24 protein-coding genes are annotated in these 17,910 nt (G+C 69.9%); 10 read left to right on the plus strand and 14 right to left on the minus strand.

Features of this window, described 5'->3' with window-relative positions; all coding sequences use genetic code 11:
* Window positions 1-5: 5 nt before the first annotated feature.
* The gene (locus EYW40_RS10905; RefSeq protein ID WP_135821627.1) at window positions 6-1,595 is read right to left on the minus strand and encodes an LVIVD repeat-containing protein; all 1,590 of its coding nucleotides are present in this window, start codon (window positions 1,593-1,595) and stop codon (window positions 6-8) included.
* A 139-nt stretch (window positions 1,596-1,734) separates the two neighbouring features.
* Between EYW40_RS10905 and EYW40_RS10910 the strand changes: the two genes are divergently transcribed.
* The 3 genes from EYW40_RS10910 to EYW40_RS10920 all read left to right on the plus strand — a co-directional run bounded on the left by EYW40_RS10910 (window position 1,735) and on the right by EYW40_RS10920 (window position 3,984).
* Window positions 1,735-2,727, plus strand: coding sequence for an aldo/keto reductase (locus EYW40_RS10910; RefSeq protein ID WP_135821628.1), 993 nt, complete (start codon window positions 1,735-1,737; stop codon window positions 2,725-2,727).
* Window positions 2,728-2,834: 107 nt separating this feature from the next.
* The gene (gene sufU, locus EYW40_RS10915) at window positions 2,835-3,263 is read left to right on the plus strand and encodes a Fe-S cluster assembly sulfur transfer protein SufU (RefSeq protein ID WP_135821629.1); all 429 of its coding nucleotides are present in this window, start codon (window positions 2,835-2,837) and stop codon (window positions 3,261-3,263) included.
* Between the two features lie 70 nt (window positions 3,264-3,333).
* Entirely contained in the window at window positions 3,334-3,984 is a 651-nt protein-coding gene (locus EYW40_RS10920; protein ID WP_135821630.1) for a CRISPR-associated protein Cas4, read from the plus strand.
* A 65-nt stretch (window positions 3,985-4,049) separates the two neighbouring features.
* Here EYW40_RS10920 and EYW40_RS10925 read toward each other — a convergent pair whose 3' ends face one another.
* The 3 genes from EYW40_RS10925 to EYW40_RS10935 all read right to left on the minus strand — a co-directional run bounded on the left by EYW40_RS10925 (window position 4,050) and on the right by EYW40_RS10935 (window position 5,464).
* Window positions 4,050-4,628: an L-threonylcarbamoyladenylate synthase gene (locus tag EYW40_RS10925; protein ID WP_135821631.1), complete on the minus strand. Its 579-nt coding sequence runs from the start codon at window positions 4,626-4,628 to the stop codon at window positions 4,050-4,052.
* 69 nt (window positions 4,629-4,697) lie between these two features.
* Window positions 4,698-5,204: a redoxin domain-containing protein gene (locus EYW40_RS10930; protein WP_135821632.1), complete on the minus strand. Its 507-nt coding sequence runs from the start codon at window positions 5,202-5,204 to the stop codon at window positions 4,698-4,700.
* Window positions 5,201-5,464, minus strand: coding sequence for a glutathione S-transferase N-terminal domain-containing protein (locus tag EYW40_RS10935; RefSeq protein WP_135821633.1), 264 nt, complete (start codon window positions 5,462-5,464; stop codon window positions 5,201-5,203). Before EYW40_RS10935 ends, EYW40_RS10930 begins: the two co-directional genes overlap by 4 nt.
* A 140-nt stretch (window positions 5,465-5,604) precedes the next feature.
* Here EYW40_RS10935 and EYW40_RS10940 point away from each other — a divergent pair, with 140 nt between their 5' ends.
* Both EYW40_RS10940 and solA read left to right on the plus strand, forming a co-directional pair.
* On the plus strand, window positions 5,605-6,990 hold the full coding sequence (locus tag EYW40_RS10940) for a hemolysin family protein (protein ID WP_135821634.1): 1,386 nt from the start codon (window positions 5,605-5,607) through the stop codon (window positions 6,988-6,990).
* 66 nt (window positions 6,991-7,056) lie between these two features.
* The gene (gene solA, locus EYW40_RS10945) at window positions 7,057-8,205 is read left to right on the plus strand and encodes an N-methyl-L-tryptophan oxidase (RefSeq protein WP_135821635.1); all 1,149 of its coding nucleotides are present in this window, start codon (window positions 7,057-7,059) and stop codon (window positions 8,203-8,205) included.
* Window positions 8,206-8,211: 6 nt separating this feature from the next.
* Here solA and EYW40_RS10950 read toward each other — a convergent pair whose 3' ends face one another.
* The 3 genes from EYW40_RS10950 to EYW40_RS10960 form a co-directional block, all read right to left on the minus strand.
* A complete protein-coding gene (locus EYW40_RS10950; protein ID WP_135821636.1) occupies window positions 8,212-9,402 on the minus strand; it encodes an inorganic phosphate transporter in 1,191 nt (396 codons plus the stop codon).
* Window positions 9,403-9,542: 140 nt separating this feature from the next.
* Window positions 9,543-10,244 (minus strand): DUF5828 family protein, encoded by a 702-nt coding sequence (locus EYW40_RS10955; RefSeq protein WP_135821637.1) that lies wholly within the window; start codon window positions 10,242-10,244, stop codon window positions 9,543-9,545.
* 70 nt (window positions 10,245-10,314) lie between these two features.
* Entirely contained in the window at window positions 10,315-10,527 is a 213-nt protein-coding gene (locus EYW40_RS10960) for a DUF8007 family protein (RefSeq protein WP_135821638.1), read from the minus strand.
* Window positions 10,528-10,632: 105 nt separating this feature from the next.
* On the opposite strand from EYW40_RS10960, the gene EYW40_RS10965 reads away from it, so the two are divergent.
* On the plus strand, window positions 10,633-11,001 hold the full coding sequence (locus EYW40_RS10965) for a cupin domain-containing protein (RefSeq protein ID WP_135821639.1): 369 nt from the start codon (window positions 10,633-10,635) through the stop codon (window positions 10,999-11,001).
* Entirely contained in the window at window positions 10,998-11,606 is a 609-nt protein-coding gene (locus EYW40_RS10970) for a DUF8052 family protein (RefSeq protein WP_135821640.1), read from the plus strand. Before EYW40_RS10965 ends, EYW40_RS10970 begins: the two co-directional genes overlap by 4 nt.
* A 41-nt stretch (window positions 11,607-11,647) precedes the next feature.
* Here EYW40_RS10970 and EYW40_RS10975 read toward each other — a convergent pair whose 3' ends face one another.
* The 4 genes from EYW40_RS10975 to EYW40_RS10990 form a co-directional block, all read right to left on the minus strand.
* Window positions 11,648-13,465 carry a carbon starvation CstA family protein gene (locus EYW40_RS10975; protein ID WP_135821641.1) on the minus strand — a complete coding sequence of 606 codons (1,818 nt, stop codon included), beginning with the start codon at window positions 13,463-13,465 and terminating at the stop codon, window positions 11,648-11,650.
* A gap of 164 nt (window positions 13,466-13,629) precedes the next feature.
* Window positions 13,630-14,595 carry an ArsA family ATPase gene (locus EYW40_RS10980; protein WP_135821642.1) on the minus strand — a complete coding sequence of 322 codons (966 nt, stop codon included), beginning with the start codon at window positions 14,593-14,595 and terminating at the stop codon, window positions 13,630-13,632.
* A gap of 1 nt (window position 14,596) precedes the next feature.
* Window positions 14,597-14,893 (minus strand): DUF7990 family protein, encoded by a 297-nt coding sequence (locus EYW40_RS10985; protein WP_135821643.1) that lies wholly within the window; start codon window positions 14,891-14,893, stop codon window positions 14,597-14,599.
* Window positions 14,894-14,953: 60 nt separating this feature from the next.
* Window positions 14,954-15,274 (minus strand): hypothetical protein, encoded by a 321-nt coding sequence (locus EYW40_RS10990; protein ID WP_135821644.1) that lies wholly within the window; start codon window positions 15,272-15,274, stop codon window positions 14,954-14,956.
* A gap of 52 nt (window positions 15,275-15,326) precedes the next feature.
* Between EYW40_RS10990 and EYW40_RS19995 the strand changes: the two genes are divergently transcribed.
* The gene (locus tag EYW40_RS19995; protein WP_202614501.1) at window positions 15,327-15,503 is read left to right on the plus strand and encodes a DUF8107 family protein; all 177 of its coding nucleotides are present in this window, start codon (window positions 15,327-15,329) and stop codon (window positions 15,501-15,503) included.
* Here EYW40_RS19995 and EYW40_RS10995 read toward each other — a convergent pair.
* Together EYW40_RS10995 and EYW40_RS11000 are read right to left on the minus strand one after the other, a co-directional pair.
* Complete coding sequence (locus tag EYW40_RS10995) at window positions 15,500-15,721, minus strand: zinc-ribbon domain-containing protein (protein ID WP_135821645.1); 222 nt, start codon at window positions 15,719-15,721, stop codon at window positions 15,500-15,502. The two genes, EYW40_RS19995 and EYW40_RS10995, sit on opposite strands and share 4 nt — an antisense overlap.
* A gap of 78 nt (window positions 15,722-15,799) precedes the next feature.
* Window positions 15,800-16,210, minus strand: coding sequence for an SRPBCC family protein (locus tag EYW40_RS11000; RefSeq protein WP_135821646.1), 411 nt, complete (start codon window positions 16,208-16,210; stop codon window positions 15,800-15,802).
* Window positions 16,211-16,265: 55 nt separating this feature from the next.
* Here EYW40_RS11000 and upp point away from each other — a divergent pair, with 55 nt between their 5' ends.
* Both upp and EYW40_RS11010 read left to right on the plus strand, forming a co-directional pair.
* Entirely contained in the window at window positions 16,266-16,940 is a 675-nt protein-coding gene (upp, locus tag EYW40_RS11005; protein WP_135821647.1) for a uracil phosphoribosyltransferase, read from the plus strand.
* 33 nt (window positions 16,941-16,973) lie between these two features.
* Window positions 16,974-17,177 (plus strand): DUF7569 family protein, encoded by a 204-nt coding sequence (locus EYW40_RS11010; RefSeq protein WP_135821648.1) that lies wholly within the window; start codon window positions 16,974-16,976, stop codon window positions 17,175-17,177.
* 132 nt (window positions 17,178-17,309) lie between these two features.
* Here the strand turns inward: EYW40_RS11010 and EYW40_RS11015 are convergent, their stop codons facing one another.
* Window positions 17,310-17,909, minus strand: coding sequence for an IMPACT family protein (locus EYW40_RS11015; RefSeq protein ID WP_135821649.1), 600 nt, complete (start codon window positions 17,907-17,909; stop codon window positions 17,310-17,312).
* Between the last annotated feature and the right edge of the window lies 1 nt (window position 17,910).

Genomic DNA, 17,910 nt, shown 5'->3' on the forward strand with positions numbered 1-17,910 from the left:
CCGTTCTACTCCTCTCGCCGCTTCGCGTACCGCCGCAGCCCGAGGCCGCCGCCGAGCAGCGCCGTCAGGAGCCCGAAGCCCGGCTGGCCGCCGCTGTCGCTGTCGCCGTCACCGCCGCCGTCGCCGGAGCCGTCGTCGGGCGTCGTGCCGCCGCCGGCGGTCGTCCCGTCGGTGGCGGTGGTCGTGCCCCCGGTCGTCGTGGTCGGCGGGTCGGTCGTAGTCGTCGTCCCGGCCGTCGTGGTCGTCCCGGGGTCCGTCGTCGTCCCCTGGTCCGGTTCCGGGAACTCGCGGCGCTCCATCGTCCGCGCCTCGGTCGCGCCCTCGCCGTCCGGCTCCGGGAACAGGTACAGCGTCGCGCCGACGCCGTCCGCGCGCTCCTCGCGGGAGTTGCTCGGGTTCTGGTAGCTCCCGGCGACGAAGCCCTCGGCCAGCGGCTTCGCGCTCCAGAAGGAGGTGCTCGACGGGTCGCGCCACTCGCCGAGCACCTTCGGCGCGCCGAGGTCGCTCACGTCGAACACGCGGACGCCGCCGTCGTACCACGACGTGTACAGCCGGTCGCCGTCGACGCCGAAGTTGTGGGAGGTCCAGCCGCTCCCGTCGACCTCGGGGGAGGGCTGGGGCGGCGCGAGGACGGTTCTGAGCGACGGGTCCTCCGTGCCGTCCCACAGTTCGATGCCGCCGGGGCCGCCGACGGTGTCGCTGTCCCCGCGGTTCCAGGCCTCCTTGCCGACGAACAGCGCGGAGCCGTCGCCGTCTGGCTGGACGTAGTGGCTGTTGCCCGGGAGTTCGAAGAACTCCGGCGTGGGGTTGCGCCCGAGCGACGCGAGGTACTCGGGGTCGTGGCCGCCGACGCGGAACCGGAACTGGGGGTTCGCCGGGTCCGACACGTCGACGACCCACGTGCCCGCGTCCCAGTAGGCGATGTACAGCGTGTCGCCGCGGCCGTACAGGTCGTGACACTGCGCGTAGTTCGAGGACACGTCGGCCCAGACGTCGTCGGCGTCGGCCGCGGACCACTCCGTGAGCTTCTCCGGGTTATCGTCGCTCACGTCGTAGATCACGACCGGCGAGTTCGGCAGGCCGGTTCCCGTGAGGTAGAGCCGGTCGCCGTCGAGCGAGCAGTTGTGGATCCCGTGGTCGGTCGGCTGGAAGGCGACCCGCTCCGGGTTCGCCGGGTCCGACACGTCGTACAGGAACACGCCCGAGAAGTCGTTCCCGAACCCACCGTTCGGCCCGGCGACCGCGAGGCGGTCGCCCGATACCTTCACGTCCATCACGTCGGCCATCGGCCCGTCGCCGTCGTGTTCCATCCCGCGCTCCTCGTACAGCACCTCGGGCGCGGCCGGGTCGCTCGCGTCCACGACCCCGAACCCGTCGGCCAGCGAGCAGTAGACGGTTTCGCCGTCCGCGCCGACGACGGCCTCGGCGACGCCGTCGAGGCCGACCGTCGCCGCGGGTTCGATCCGCGGGGCGGCGGCCCGGTCGGCGCCGACGGCCGCGGTGCGGTCGCTCGCGGCGATCGACCCGACGACCGGGGCGGCGGCGAGACCTGACAGGACGGTACGACGGCTAACGGTGGAGGGCAGCCGTGCCATGCGAACCCCTACCGACCACCCGGGTGAAAACGTTTTCGGAGTTACGTGTCCGCGCGGCGACCACGGGCCCGGAGCGTGGCGGCGATGCCGCGGGCGGACATCGACGGACTTCTTGTGCCGGCCCCGGAAGACGCGGGCGATGGAACTCGACTACGTACCCCTCGGGTCGACCGGCACGCGGGTCAGCGAACTCGCCTTCGGCACCTGGCGGTTCGGCCGCGAGACGCCGAGCGGGGCGATCGAGATCGGCGAGGAGCGGGCGTACGAACTGCTGAACGCCTACGCGGCCCGCGGCGGCCGGTTCATCGACACCGCGGACGTGTACGGCGACGGGAAGAGCGAGCGCTGGATCGGCAACTGGATGGCCGACCGCGACCGCGAGGACTTCGTCATCGCCTCGAAGGTGTACTGGCCGACCCGCGAGGGCGACCCCAACGGCGGCGGCCTCGGCCGCAAGCACCTCCGGCGGCAGATAGACCGCATCCTGGAGCGACTCGACACCGACTACGTCGACCTGCTGTACACCCACCGGTTCGACGACGACACGCTGGTCGAGGAGTTCATGCGCACGCTGAACGGGTTCGTCGAGGACGGGAAGGTGAACTACCTCGGCACCTCGACGCTCGAACCGAACGCCTGGAAGGTGGCGAAGGCAAACGAGATCGCCCGCCGGAAGGGGTACGAGCCGTTCAAGGTCGCCCAGCCGCGCTACAACCTGATCGACCGGGAGACGGAGGGGTCGTACCTCGACATGTGCCGGGACTACGGGATCGGCGTCGTCCCGTGGAGCCCGCTCGCGCAGGGCTTTCTCACCGGCAAGTACGAGCGCGACGCGGACCTGCCCGAGGACTCGACGGCCTCCGACGGCGACCGCTGGCGCGACCACTACCTGACCGCCGAGCACTTCGACGCGCTGGACGTCGTCCGGACGGTCGCCGACGAGGTCGGCGCGACCCCGGCGCAGGTGTCTATCGCCTACCTCACGCACCACGACGCGGTCACCGCGCCCATCGTCGGCGCGCGCACCCGCGAGCAACTGGAGGAGAACCTCGGCGCGGCCGCCGTCTCGCTGTCGGACGACCAGTTCCGCCGCCTCGCTGCGGCGAAAGAGGGCCCGTTCGCGGACGTGTAGGCCCGACGGCGTCGACGAACGGCGACCCCGCTCCGCCCGGCGCGGCCCGCGTGCGGCCCGCTCCCTCGGAATCCTTTTCCGCGGCCCGCCCGTATCTGGCGACAACAATGGGAATGGGCTCGGACATGTACCGGCAGCAGATCCTCGACCACTACAAGAACCCCCGCAACTACGGGGAGATCGAGGACGCCACGTACACCCACGTCGGCGAGAACCCGATGTGCGGCGACGAGATCCGGATGGACGTGAAACTGGCGGACGACGACGAGACGATCGAGGCGGTCGCGTTCCGGGGCGACGGCTGTGCCATCAGCCAGGCGTCCGCGAGCATGCTGTCGGGCGAACTCCGCGGAAAGACGCTGGAGGAACTCGACGGGATGGATCGGGACGACGTGATCGACATGCTCGGCGTCGACATCAGCCCGATGCGGGTGAAATGCGCCGTCCTCGCCGAGAAGGTCGCACAGGACGGCGCGGAGATCTACCTCGGCGAGAAGGACATCGACAGGACGACCACCGAGGAAGACGACGACTGAGGCGGTCGGCAACCGGCCGCGGCGACGGCCCGCCACACCTTTTTGTACCATCCCGCGGCCACCACGGGCCGTGATCCCCTTCAGCGACCTGCGGACGGCGACCTACTGCCCGCGGAAACTGTACTACGCGCGCCGGAGCGACCGCGACCCGCCGGCGGTCGTCGCCGAGCGCCGGGATCTGGCCCACCGCTACCCGGAACTGGTCGACGCGCCCGACGCCGCGTTCGCGGGCCTGCCCACCGAAGCCCCGCCGGCGCGCTACCGGCGCAACCTCCGGCGCGCCCGCGACCGGACCGACGACTGGGCCGCGCTCGCGGACCCGCCGCGGCGGGACGTGTTGCTCTCCGGCCGGGAGTGTCGCGGCGTCGCGCACAAGGTGATCGAGGGGCCGCCCTGCCCGTCGGTCGTCTCGCCCGGAGCGCCGCCCGACGAGGGGGTCTGGGAGCCCCACGCGGTCCACGCCGTCGCCGCGGCCAAGGCGCTCGCCTGGGAGCGCGAGCGGCCGGTCGAGCGGGCGTACGTGGAGTACCCCGCCTACGGCGTCGTCCGCGAGGTGCGCCTGACGACACGGCGGAAGGCGGCGTACCGCACGGCGGTCCGGACCGTCGAGTCGCTCGACGGCCCGCCGCCGCGCCTGGAGAACCACGACAAGTGCAACCCCTGCGAGTACAGCGACGACTGCGGCGTCAGGACGCGAACGCTCCGCTCGCTGCTGTCGTAGCCGCGGCGGGGTCGGGGCGCGCGACGGTCGCCACGCACGACGGCCGCACGGACGGTCGGGCCCCGCTACCGCTCCAGCCACGCCTCGATCCGGTCGGCGTCCGCGCCGCGGCGGATCACCTCGTCCCGGTCGACGTCGACGACGGTGCTCTCCGTGCCCGGCGTCTCGCCGCCGTCGAGCACGACGGCGACCGCATCGAGCAGGTCGTCGTCTAAGTCCGCGACGCGCGTGACGCTCCCCCGTCCGCTCACGTTCGCGCTCGTCGCCGTCAGCGGTCCGGCTGCGGCGAGGAGTTCGCGCGCCAGGTCGTGGTCGGGGACGCGGACCCCGACCCGGTCGCGGCCGGCGGTGAGCGCGTCCGGCACGTCGTCGGTCCGCTCGCACACCACCGTCACCGGCCCGGGCAGGAACTCGCGCATGAACCGCTCCGCGCGCTCGCTCGGCCGGACGTACGACAGCGCGGCGTCCACGTCGGGGACGCCGAGCGACAGCGGCTTCGAGCGGTCCCGTCCTTTCGCCGCGAACGCGCGCTCGACGGCGTCGGGGTCGAGCGCGTCCGCGCCCAGCCCGTACACCGTCTCGGTCGGGTAGACGACGAGGTCGCCGTCCCCGATCGCCTCGGCGGCACTCGACACGTCGGTCATGGCGGCACGTCGCCGCGGTCGGCAGAAAAGCGTGTCGTCACGGGGCGACGCGGTCGGACGGTCGCCGCCTCAGATCCCCTCGATGGCGTCCTCGACCTCGTCGTACGGCGGGAAGTCGGGCCACTCAGCGGCGACCCAGGCGTACTCGACGGTGCGGTCCGCGTCCAGCAGGTACACCGCCGGGCGGGGCTCGGTGACCCCGGTCATGCCGTCGAGGTCGTGGGCGATGCCGTACTCGACGGCGACGGTCGCCTTGGGGTCGCTGAACAGGCGGGCGTCGATCCCGCGGTCCTCGATGAACGCCTTATGCTCGTACGGCGACGAGATGGAGAGGCCGACGACGGTCAGGTCGTCGGTCCACCCGCGGTCGCGGACCTCGTTCCACACGTAGGTCGCCGGGAACGCGCCGTCCATGGGGTGGAACACGAGCAGGGTGGGGCCGTCGTCGGTGACGTCCGACAGCGCCGCGTCCTCCCAGTACTCGTCGTTGACGAGCGGCCGGACGAAGTCGGGAGCGACGTCGCCCTCGTCGACGTGGTCCGTCTCAGGCAGGTCGACGACATCGAAGTCCATCAGGCCCCACCCCCGTCGCCGTACGTCCGTTCGAGGTACTCCACGATGTTGGCGCTCTCGCTCATCGTGACGCCGGTGGACTCGTCGACGATGGCCGGAACGGTTCGTTTCCCGCTGATCCGCTTGACGACGTCGCGGTCAGAGTGCATCGGCTCGATGAACCGCGACCGGTAGTCGAGGCCGAGTTCGTCCAGCGTGCGCGTGACGCGCTCGCAGAACGGGCACGCCTGCAGCCGGTAGAACGTGATCGTCGGGTCGCTCATACCGATCCATGGGGACGGTTCGGCCGTAAGACCTTCGCCCGCGGCAGGGGCGTTGCCGGGGGGACGGCCCGGACAGGCCACCCGAATTCGACCGGAGAGGTGACAAGAGTTAATTTCCGGGCAGAGTTAGGTCGGGGGTGATGGGTATATCTGGGCTCGCAACGGTGCGACTGCTGCAGACGTTCGACTCGCTCGGCGTCCCGGTCGACCAGACGACCGTGGTGACAGTCGGGATCGTCGTGATGGTCGTGCTCATGGGGCTGTCCGCGTTTTTCTCCTCCTCGGAAATCGCCATGTTCTCGCTGGCGGCCCACCGGATCGACGCGCTCGTCGAGGAGGGGAAACCGGGGTCGGGGACGCTCAAGGAGCTCAAGGACGACCCCCACAGGCTGCTGGTGACGATCCTCGTGGGGAACAACATCGTCAACATCGCGATGTCCTCGATAGCCACGGGGCTGCTGGGCTACTACGTCTCGCGCGGGCAGGCCGTGCTCGCGGCCACGTTCGGGGTCACCGCCCTGGTGTTGCTGTTCGGCGAGAGCGCGCCCAAGTCCTACGCCGTCGAGAACACGGAGTCGTGGGCGCTCCGGATCGCGAAGCCGCTGAAGTTCTCGGAGTACCTCCTCCTGCCGCTCATCGTCACGTTCGACTACCTCACCCGGATCGTCAACAAGGTGACCGGCGGCCGCTCGGCGATCGAGACGTCCTACGTCACCCGCGACGAGATCCAGAACATGATAGAGACCGGCGAGCGCGAGGGCGTCATCGAGGAGGACGAACGCGAGATGCTCCAGCGCATCTTCCGGTTCAACAACACCATCGCCAAGGAGGTGATGACGCCGCGGCTCGACGTGACCGGGATCCCGAAGGACGCCAGCGTCGAGGAGGCGATCCAGACCTGCGTCCGGAGCGGCCACGCCCGCCTGCCGGTGTACGAGAGCAGCCTCGACAACATCATCGGCGTCGCCCACATCCGCGACCTGGTCCGGGACCTGAACTACGGCGCGGCCGACGCCGACGACCTCGAACTCGACGACTTCATCAAGCCGACCCTCCACGTCCCCGAGTCGAAAAACGTCGACGAACTGCTCACCGAGATGCGGGAGAACCGCATGCACATGGTGATCGTCATCGACGAGTTCGGCACCACGGAGGGGCTGGTGACGATGGAGGACATGATAGAGGAGATCGTCGGCGAGATCCTCGAGGGCGGCGAGGAGGAGCCGATCGACTACCTCGACGACGAGACCGTCCGCGTCCGCGGCGAGGTCAACATCGACGAGATAAACGAGGCCCTGGAGATCGACCTCCCGGAGGGCGAGGAGTTCGAGACGATCGCCGGCTTCATCTTCAACCGCGCCGGCCGCCTCGTCGAGGAGGGCGAGTCCATCGAGTACGACGGCGTCGAGATCACCGTCGAGCGCGTCGAGAACACCCGGATACTCAACGCCCGCATCCGGGAACTCGAGTCGGCGGACGAGGACCTCGACACCGAACCCGACGAGCTCTCGCCCGAGGAGTCGTAGCACGCGGGTCGGTACCGAACCACCCACCTGAGTAAGGGTTTTCCTTCGGCGTTCGGACGGGGGCGTATGTCGAGTCGCCACGAGGTGATCGTCGTCGGCGTCGGCGGCATGGGAAGCGCGACCGTTGCCGCCCTGGCGGCCCGCGGGGTCGACGTCCTCGGTCTGGAGCGGTACGACGTCCCCCACGAGATGGGGTCGTCACACGGGGTCACCCGCATCATTCGGAAGGCACAGTACGAGGACCCGGCGTACGTCCCCCTCGTCAGCAGCGCGTACGACCGCTGGCGGGAACTGGAGGAACGCACCGGCCGCGACCTGCTGCACGTCACGGGCGGCCTGGACGCCGGCCCGCCCGGAAGCCGGGTGTTCGAGGGGTCCAGAGAGTCCTGTGAGCGCCACGGCATCGACCACGAGGTGCTGGCCGCCGACGCGGTCAACGAGCGGTTCCCGGGGTACGGCCTCCCCGAGGGCCACCGGGCGGTGTATCAGCCCGACGGCGGCTTTCTCGTCCCCGAGCAGTGCATCGTCGCCCACGTCGAGGCCGCACACGCTGACGGCGCGACCGTCCGGGCGCGGGAGGCGGTCGACGACTTCGTGGTGCTCGGGGACGACGGCGTCCGGGTGACGACGCGGAAGGGAACGTACGAGGCGGACCACCTGGTCGTCACGGCGGGGGCGTGGACGCGGAAACTCCTCCCGGAACTCGGGGACCTCGCGGTGCCCGAGCGGCAGGTGCTCGCGTGGCTCCGGCCGACCGCGCCCGGGCGGTTCGACCCGTCCCGGTTCCCGGTGTTCGTCCACGCGACCGACGACGGCCACTACTACGGGTTCCCCCGGTACGACGTGCCCGGGTTCAAGTTCGGCAAGTTCAACCACCGCGAGGAGGTCGTCGACCCCGACCGGATGGCCCGCGAGCCCACGCCCGCCGACGAGGAACTGCTCCGGGCGTACGCCGAGCGATACTTCCCGGACGGCGCGGGGCCGACGATGCGGATGGCCACCTGCCTATTCACCAACACGCCCGACGGCGACTTCGTCCTCGACCGGCATCCGGACCACCCGCAGGTCACCGTCGGCGCGGGCTTCTCGGGGCACGGGTTCAAGTTCGCCAGCGTCGTCGGGGAGATACTCGCCGACCTCGCGGTCGACGGGACGACGGACCACGACATCGAGCCGTTCCGGCTGGCCCGGTTCGAAGGGTTCGACCGTCGCTGACGCCGGTCAGATGACCGTATCGACCGCCAGAAAGCCCACGTAACCGGCGACGACGGCGATCGTCAGCGAGGCGACCCACGCCAGCACGGTAAACAGCATCTTCCGGCCGCTGACGCCGCTGCCGCCCGCGGCGTAGCCGCTCCCGATGATCGCCGAGACGATGATCTCGTTGAACGAGACGGGGATGCCGAACAGGACGGCGGCCTGTGCGATCGCGAAGGAGGGAATGAGCGCCGCGATCGAGCGCCGCGGGCCGAGCGAGGAGTAGTCCTGGGACAGCGCCTTGATCATCCGCGGCGCGCCCGTCCACGAGCCGATCAGCAGGCCGACGCCACCGAACACCAGCACCGCGGTCAGGGGCACCACCACGGCGGAGCCGGGGGAGACGAGCGGCAACAGCGGGCCGATCGCCAGGCCGACCTGGCTCCCGCCGGCCGAGAAGGCGACGAGGCCGCCGAGCACGAGGAGGAAGTGGCGCTGGCCGGCGTCCGGGTCGGCGTCGATGTCGCGGGCGAGCGCCCCGGCGGCGACGAGCGCGAGGCCGACCGTGATCCCGACGCGCGCGGCGAGGCCGCCGTCGGCGACCGACCCCGCGATCGACCCGGCCACGCTTGCGGCCTCGCCGGCCGGGCCGAGCACCACGAAGTTGACGTTGACGACGATGGCGGCGACGACCCCCGCGAGCAGCGGGATGGCGACCCGTTCGGGCACGCGCTCGTCGCGCAGCGTCTTCGCGGTCCCGTAGGCGATCCCGCCGCCGACGAAGGGCGTCAGCACCCACAGCGTGCCGATCTCGCGGTACTTCGCCCACGCCGGGTCGCCGCCCATCGCCAGCCCGACGCCGATCACCGCGCCGGTGACGGTGAAGGCGGTGGCGATGGGGTAGCCCGCGAACACGCCGAACGCCACGAGCACCGCGGCGATGGTCAGCCCGACGACCGCCGCGACCGGCGACAGCGTCACGCCGCCGATCAGTTCGCGGCCGACCGCCTCGGAGACGTTCGCGCCCTGCAACACCGCGCCGGCGAACCCGAGGATGCCGACGAAAAAGCCCGCGCGCATCACGGAGATGGCGTTCGCGCCGACCGCGGGGGCAAAGGGGGTCGAGCCGCTCGACCCGGCACCGATCGCCCACGCCATGAAGAGGCTGGCCAGCCCGGCTACGACGACCGTGGCGAGCGTCCCGGCAGCTACCATTGACGTTCGGCTACTCGGGGGCCCTACAAGTGCCTACCGTCTGCGGCACCGCGAAAACCGAAGGTGCTGCTGACAGGCGGCGCTCAGTTCGAAGACGGCTTCTTCAAAACCACTTCACGGTCGCGGCGATGAAACGCCGTTCAGTTCGAGGATGGCTTCGACCGCTCCTCGTCCTCCGGCGCCTCCACGCCCTCGACGGCCTCGACGTTCTCGGTCTCCTTCTCGGTGTCGACGTGCCAGCGGTCGACGGTGTCCTCGTACTCGGCGAGGCGGTCCGAGACGGCCGCCTTCAGGTCGTCGTCGTTGACGTTTATCTCGAAGGTAAACACTTCCTCGTCGCCGTTCGTCGAGTTCTGGAGGTTGGCGCTTATGAGTTCGTTGTCGAAGTAGTACGGCGCGATCTGTGTCATCACGCGCTGGTAGACGGTGTCCTCGACCGCGCGCAGCGCCTTGCGCCCGGCGGAGTCGGCGGCGCGGGCGACGTACTCCAGGGACTCGCCCCACTTGCCCACCGCGCCCTCGGTGTCGTCGTCCTCCAGTTTCTCGTAGGACTCGGTGAGCTTCTCGCCCGCGGTCTGGATGTCCTCGTCCGGGTTCTTGCCGGCCTTCTCCCCCTTGCCCTCGGCGACGCTCGCCTGTTCGGCGGTCTTCTCGCTGACGTCGCCCTCGATGCGCTCGTGGGACTTGGGCCGCCACTCGTTCCACTCCTCGAAGGCGTCGGCGTACTCGTGGCCGGAGTCGTTGACGTCCATGTCCCGGAGCGCGCGGGTGAGCCGCTCGCCGTGCTCGACGACGTCCCCCCACGAACCTCGGACTTTGAACCCCGAGATGCTCTCTTCCATGCGCTTGGCGACCGTACGCGCGGCAACGGTTAAACGCTTTGCGGGCGAGCCGACCGGCGCGGCCGCGACGCTACCGGCCGTAGGTCAACTTCGTCGCGAGTTCGTCGACCCGGCGCTTGACCCGGCCGAGCAGGACGGCGGGCTTCGCTGCGGTTCGCATCTCGTCCGGGTCGACCTCGATCCGGTCGCCCTCGAACGGGTCCCCGCCCGTCTCGCCGTCGGTGGCGTCGACGACCGCCGTCATGCTGCAGCGGCCGCAGGCCTCGGTCCTGTCGTCGTCCATGGCTTTCGTCCGGATCGTCCGTGAAGGATGGGGTTAAACCTTTCCCGGGGTCGCGGGCGGCCGCCGCCGAAGACGTATTAGGGGCGTATCCCGACAGGGGATCGCATGGGATATCACCACGTGGCGCTGAACGAGGTCGATCCGACCCCGGACCGGCCCTGCGTACGGCGGTCGATCAGCGAGGCGGCGGGCCTGGAGAACGTCGCCGTCAACGTGTACGAACCCGCGCCCGGCGAGGCGATCCCGCTCGCGTACCACGTCCACGACGAGCAGGAGGAGGTGTTCTACGTCGTCTCGGGCGAGTTGAGCGTCGAGACGCCCGAGGGGACGTACGTCATCGGGGCCAACGAGGCGTTCGTCGTCGAGCCGGAGAGCCCGCAGCGAGCGCACGTCGCCGAGGACGCCGACGGCCCGGCCCGCGTGGTCGCGGTCGGCGCGCCGGCCGTCGACGACGTCGCCGCCTACGAGCCATGAGCGAGGCGTCCGACGGGACCCCGGACGGCGCGCCGCCGGAGTCGGAGGTGCCCAACTGGGACGACGAGTACGTCGACCGCGTGAGCGACCGCCTGATGTTCAACTACGACCTCGAGAAGGGCGTGCGCGAGCGGGGCCGGCGGTTCGACCTCTACGGCCGCCTGCGGATGGAGAGCCAGAAGCACTTCTTCACGCCGTTGCTCTCCTACGCCCACCACGAGGCCAACGAGCACCTGTACCTCGGCCGGCGGGAGTCGCTGTCGGTCGGCGACCTGGAGTCGCTGGTCGACCTGGGGCACGACCTGGCCGACGAGCGGGTCGAGGCCGACGAGGAGCACTACGGGACGGAGTTCACGTTCGTGACCGTCGTCCCGGAGGTTCCCGACGACGTTCGCGACTACGTCGACGGGTTCCGCGACCGGACGCTCCTGAAGTACGGCTACTACGGCCACTACGAGGTCAACCTCGCCGTGGTCGCGCCCGAGGAGCGAGAGGTCGTCACCAGCGAGGTCGCGGACGTGCGCGAGGCGCTGACGACGTGGGAAGCGATCGAGCGGGAGGAGCCGGGGCTGCTCGACCTGATCGCTCGCCGCCTGCAGATCTGACGGCGACGGCGCGAAAAAAAAAACCGGCGTCGGTTACGGCGTCAGTCGTCGGACGGTTCGGTGCTGGTGGGCGCGGGGCCGGATCTCGCCTCCCTGACGTTCTCGTACCCCATCTTCACCAGCGATAACGCAAGCCCCACGAGGACGAGCGCGATGACGATCTGGATCGCGCTTGACACCATGTTGAGCGTCGTCGCCTCGGCCATCCACTCGCTGTCGAGGAACTTCTGCTGGAAGTTCTGGACGAACGCCAGATACAGCAGCGCCAGCACGGTGATCGTCGTCATGATCGCCATCGGGACCCCGGTGCTAATCAGCTGCTTTGTGTCGGACCAGTTGGCGAGCCACACCGTCGCCGTCAGCAGCGCCAGCGCGGCGAGCAGCTGGTTCGCGCCGCCGAACAGCGGCCACAGGTCCTGCCAGCGCCCGCTGGCGACAAGCAGGTACGCGAGCACGCCCTGAAGGCCGGAGTTCACGTAGCGGTTGGAGGCGTACGTCTGCACGTCGGTTTCGGGCGTCCCGACGATCTCCTCCATCATGTACCGGCCGAGCCGCATCGCCGTGTCGGTGCTCGTCAGGAGGAAACTCACCAGGACGAGCGCCATGAACGGCGCGCCGATGTCCGTGGGGATGCCGAAGCTCGTGAGGATGATCCCGCCGCCGGTCGCGAAGTTGGGCAGCGCCTGGCCGATGCCGCCGCCCTCGACCGTGATGCCGACGAGCGCGACCGTCGAGAGCGCGACCGTCGCGAGCAGTCCCTCGCCGAGCATGCCGCCGTAGCCGATCAGGCGGGCGTCGGTCTCCTTGTCGAGCTGTTTGGCCGTCGTCCCCGACGACACCAGCGAGTGGAATCCGCTGATGGTCCCGCAGGCGATGGTGACGAACAGCATCGGGAACAGCGGCAGGCTCGTCGTCCCCATGAAGCCGTAGTAGGCGTCGATGTTGACCGTCAGCGGCTCGCTCGCCGACCCCATGACGGTGCCGACGATGATGGCCAGCAGCGCGCCGCCGACGCCCGTGTACAGCAGGAACGACGAGAGGTAGTCCCGCGGCTGGAGCAGCGTCCACACCGGCAGGACGCTGGCGATGAACGCGTACACGAGGATCACCGGGATCCACGCGGCGACGTTCGCGCCGAACAGCCCCGACCCCGGAACGGCGGAGCCGCCCGAGAACAGCACGGTAGTTCCGGCGGGATAGCTGGCGTCGGGACCCGCCGGGAACAGCGCGAGCGGGAACTCGATCCCGACGAACACGCCGCCGAACACGCCGGCGACGAAGATCGCCGTCCCGACGAGGAACGGCAGGTCCAGCTGGTAGAGCCAGACCCCGAACACCAGCGCCAGCGCGATGTAGATGAAGCTCGCAGTCGCGGCCTGCGGGTAGGCGTTGAACACGATGGCGACCACCAGCGCGAACACCGCGACGACGAGGATGATCGTCAGGAATGCGAACCACAACAGCATGTTCTTGCCGCGCTCGCCGACGTACTCGCCGATGATGTAGCCGATCGACTTCCCCTCGTGACGCAGGCTGCCCGACAGCGACACGAAGTCATGGACCGCCCCCATCAGCGGGTTGCCGATGGCGATCCACAGGAGCGCGGGAACCCACCCCCACACGACGCCCGCGGTGATCGGGCCGACGATGGGCGCGCCGCCCGCGATGCTCGAATAGTGATGCCCCAGCAAGACGGGCTTTTTCGACGGTACGTACTCCTGCCCGTCCTCGTACTTGTGTGCCGGTGTCTCGTTGCCCTCGTCGAGTTCGACGAAGTTCGCGAGGTATCTGGAGTAGCCCAGATACCCCACGCTGAACATCGTCAACACGCCGAGCACCAGCCAGATGACTTGTACCATGGTATACTGCCCCGTGGCGGTGTATGATGAACAATGATTTAAACTTTTGTTGCTGTTATACGCGTCCCGCGGGTCGAAAATTGGCGGCTGGCCGGGCTTTCGGGGCCGGCGACGCGACGTAAGTGTCTGTTACGCGGTAGTAACTGCGGGCAAATGCTTTGTGGTCAGGTCGGCGTCGGCGCGACGTCGATGTCGAGTTCCGCGGCGACGTCGGCCAGCAGGTCGCCTTTGACCTCCTCGATCCGCGTCTCTATCTCGGCGACGACCGGTTCGTCGAACGTCTCGCGGATCGTGGCGAGGCGCTCGCGGTCGGTCCGGTGGCGCTGCCGCAGGAACTGCGCGCCGCGACCCTGCTCGTCGTCGTCCGGCGGGGGCGCGATCCGGTTGACCACCAGCCCGCGGACCCGGAGGTCGAACTCCGCGAGGTCGTCGAGGGACCGCTCCGTCTCCCGGATCGACAGCTCGTCGGGGTTCAACACGAGGAAGAAGGCGGCGTCCTCGCGGAGCGTCTCCCCCGCGAATTCGAACAGTTCCTTGCGCTCGGTGAGCCGGCGGATGATCGGGTCCTCCTCGGCCTTGCGGCGGGCGTCCCGGTCGCCGATCGCCGCCTTCTCGTAGAGGTCGATGCTCTTTGCCCGCTTGTCGACGAGGCGCTCGATCCACGATTCGAGGAACTCCGGGAGCGCGAGCAGGCGCAGCGTTCCGCCGGTCGGCGAGGTGTCGAAGACGACGCGGTCGTACTCGTCGGCGGACCGCATCACGTCGATGAAGCGGTCGAACAGCGCCGCCTCGTAGGCCCCCGGCGTCCGGTGGGCGAGTTCGATCTGGCGGTCTATCTCGTTGACGACGGCGGGGCTGACCTGGTCGCTCATCGTCCGCTTTATCTCCTGCATGTGGGCCTCGACCTCCTCGTCGGGGTCTATCTCCATCGCCCACAGGTTCTCGTAGCCGTCGACGGGGTTGGGGTCGTCGTCGAACGCCTGGTCGAACACGTCGGATGTGCTGTGGGCGGGGTCCGTCGAGACAACGAGCGTTTTCAGCCCGGCGTCCGCACAGCGGGTCGCGTACGCGCTCGATACCGTCGTTTTCCCCACGCCGCCCTTGCCGCCGAAGAAGACGAACTTCTCCATCTCAGAAGTGGTACTGCTGGCCCTTGCGCTCGACGAGCGACTCGCGGTCCCACATCCGGCGCTCCCACTGGGCGAACTCCTCGCCGAGGTACGGGAGCAGTTCGGCCGTGTAGTAGGACACCGGGCTCGGGATGCCGAAGGCGTCCGCGAAGCAGGCGAACATGAGCGCGTCGTCCGTGTCCTCGGCCTCTTTCTCGATGAGTTCGTACGCCGGGTGTTCGATCATCCCGTGATAGAGACCGTGTAACACCTCGGCGAGCCACTCCCGGTACGCCGCGATGCGCTCGTTCAGGGACATGTTGACGCGTGACGCGGAGGGTGGCTAAAAGGGTGACGGCTCCGCCGGCCCATGTCCCGGCTACCGGACGAGCAGCGGCAGCGAGAGCAACACGCAGAGCGCGCCGAGGACGAGGATGCCGTAGTACAGCGTGCCAAAGCGCACGCCGCCGGGGACGGCGCGCCGGCGGTCGGGCCGGTACGACCAGACGAGGCGGTGGTACGCGGCCGCCGCGATGGCGAGGAAGACGCCGGTCGAGAGCGCGACGCCGTGGTCGATGGCGAGGCCGAGCGCGCCGAGGTACGGCGGGCCGAAGGAGTAGACGATCAGGAAGCCGAGCAGCGTCACCACGAGGAACGGAACGGGGTCGACCGCGCGGCCCTGGCGGTTCCGGAGTTGCATGTGCGTGCAACGCGGCCGGAAGAGAAAAGGCGCTCGGAACGGCACGCCGAGTATGGCGTCGGACGGCGACCCGCGCGTGCACCTGGCGATGAACGCGATACTCTCGGGGTTTTTCAGCTACGTCCTCCTCCGCGGCTACGAGTTCGCCGGCGGGGCGGCGTTTTCGTGGCGCAACTTCGCGCTGCTGACGCTCGCGCTGATGGCGCTTACCTTCATCGTGGTCCGCTAGCAGGCACACCCCGTCGAGGCGGCCGAGCGCTCGAACTCCATCGCGTCGCCGCAGGCCGGACAGTCCGGCGTCCCGTCGCCGGGGGCGTCCACGTCGCGGATCCGCTCGTCGCAGTCGTGACACCAGTACGCGCCGGCGGACTCGTCGCCCGCGCCGCCCCGTGCGGGGGACGCGTTCGACGCGGCGAGCACGTCCCGGACCGTGTCAATGAACCCCATACGCAGCAGTCCTCGCGGAGCGGCTTGTAGGCGGCGGAGTCGTGCGGCCGCGGCGCACAGCACCGGCCCGCGGACCCGTCAGGACAGGTCCTCGTCCAGCGCGCGGAGCGCCCGCCGTAGCTCCCCCTTGCGCTTCCACGCGGCGATCCGGTCGGTGACGGCCGCCAGCGGCATCCCGGCCGCGACGGTGGAGGTGGCGGTGACCCGCGTCCCCTCGTTCTCGGGCGCGAGCGAGAGGGTCGTCTCCATCCGCGCCAGCGGCCCGCCGTCGCCGGCCTGCTCGTAGTGCAGGCCGTCCTCGCGGGCCTCGAAGCGGAGCGGGAACGCGACGCCCGCCCCGCCGACGTCGACCACCCAGCCGTCGTCGGTCTCCTCGACCGACCGCGCCTCGAAGCTCCCCTCGTACTCGACCACCGCGGCCGGCGTCAGCGCGCGCTCGACCTCCGCGGGGAGCGCCCGGACGAACCGCGAGACCTCGACAGTGCGCATGGCGAGGGGCTTCGAACCGTTACCTTATAATCCTCGGCGGACGCTGTTCCGTCCAATGACCATCGAAGACCGCGACGAAGCGTACGTCGTCGACCACGCGCTCGCCAAGGACACCCTCTCGCAGCTCCGGGACGTCGACACCGAGCAGGTGGCGTTCCGCAAGGGGCTGGTGAAGCTCGGCCGCCTCTGCGGGTACGAGATCATCGACGGCCGCATGGAGACGGAGTACGTCTCGATCCGGACGCCCCTGGAGGAGACGATGGGCGAGCGCGTGAAGGGGCTGGACGACGTCGTCATCATCAACGTGCTCCGCGCGGCGACGCCGTTCGTCGAGGGGCTGCTCAAGGCGTTCCCGCGCGCCCGACAGGGCGTCATCAGCGCCTCGCGCGACGAGCACGCCGGCATGGACGACGGCGAGTTCCCGATCACCATCGACTACGTGAAGCTCCCCGAGATCCGCGAGGAGGACACCGTCATCATCGCCGACCCGATGCTCGCGACCGGGAGCACGATGTGTGCCGTCCTCGACCACGTCGTCGAGAACTCCCCGGACCCGGAACACCTCATCGTCCTCTCGGCCGTGAGCGCGCCCGACGGCCTCCTGCGTGTCGGCGACCAGTACCCCGAGGCCGACCTGCTCACCGTCAGTATCGACGACCACCTCGACGACGACGGCTTCATCGTCCCCGGCCTCGGCGACGCCGGCGACCGCGCGTTCCGGACGACGTAAAAGGCTATTGTCACGGGGTCCCACGGCCTTCCCATGACAGACGCCTGCGACGGCTGTGGCGACTCCGTCACCGACGCGCTCGCCCGGACGGTCCGGCTGACCGTCGACCGCTCACAGATCGACTCCCAGCGGCTCTGCCCGGAGTGTTTCGCCGACTGGATCGACCGCTACGAGCGCGAGATGGGGGCCGGCCGCGACGCGCTCGACGACGGCGACGACGAGATCATCGTCGACTGATTCGACGCGCGTCGAACCCCCGCGTTTCGGGTCGAACCCCGGGGCGGGCGGCGAGGTCGGCGGTATCGATCTCCTCCCGAAACGCACCCCCGGACGGCTCCGGAGCGCTCCCGAAACTACGTTCTCCGTCGGTCACTCGATGCGCGCCCGCCCGCTCGTCGCGCTCCGGAGCCGGTCGCGCAGGTCGTCGGCCGCCGCGACCGGGACGCGGACCTCGAAGGTCACGTCGGCCTCGTAGGCCGCGTCGAACTCGACGCCCGCGCTCTCCAGCGTCGACCGGACGGTGCCGGAGTCGTCGTAGCCGACGGTCACGACCACCGTCTCGTGCGGGCGGCGCTCGACGACCCCGGCCGCGTCGACGGCGTCCTTGACCGCCCGACCGTACGCGCTCACCAGCCCGCCGACGCCGAGGTTCGTCCCGCCGTAGTAGCGCGTGACGACGACCGCGACGTTCTCCAGTTCGCGGCCCTGCAACACGTTCAGCGCCGGCTTGCCGGCCGACCCCGACGGCTCGCCGTCGTCGTTCGAGTACTCGCGGAACGGGTCGGCGCGGACGCGGTAGGCGGGTACGTTGTGGGTCGCGTCGTCGTACTCCGCGCGCACCTCCTCGACGAACGCCTCCGCGTCGTCGACGCCCCCGACGGGCGCGACGTGGCCGAGGAACTCCGAGCCGCGCACCTCGAACGCCGCGGTCGCGCGCTCGGCGACGGTGCGGTACGTGTCGGCCGCCATC

It is taken from the genome of Halostella litorea, assembly GCF_004785955.1.
Taxonomy (GTDB): Archaea; Halobacteriota; Halobacteria; order Halobacteriales; family Natronoarchaeaceae; genus Halostella; species Halostella litorea.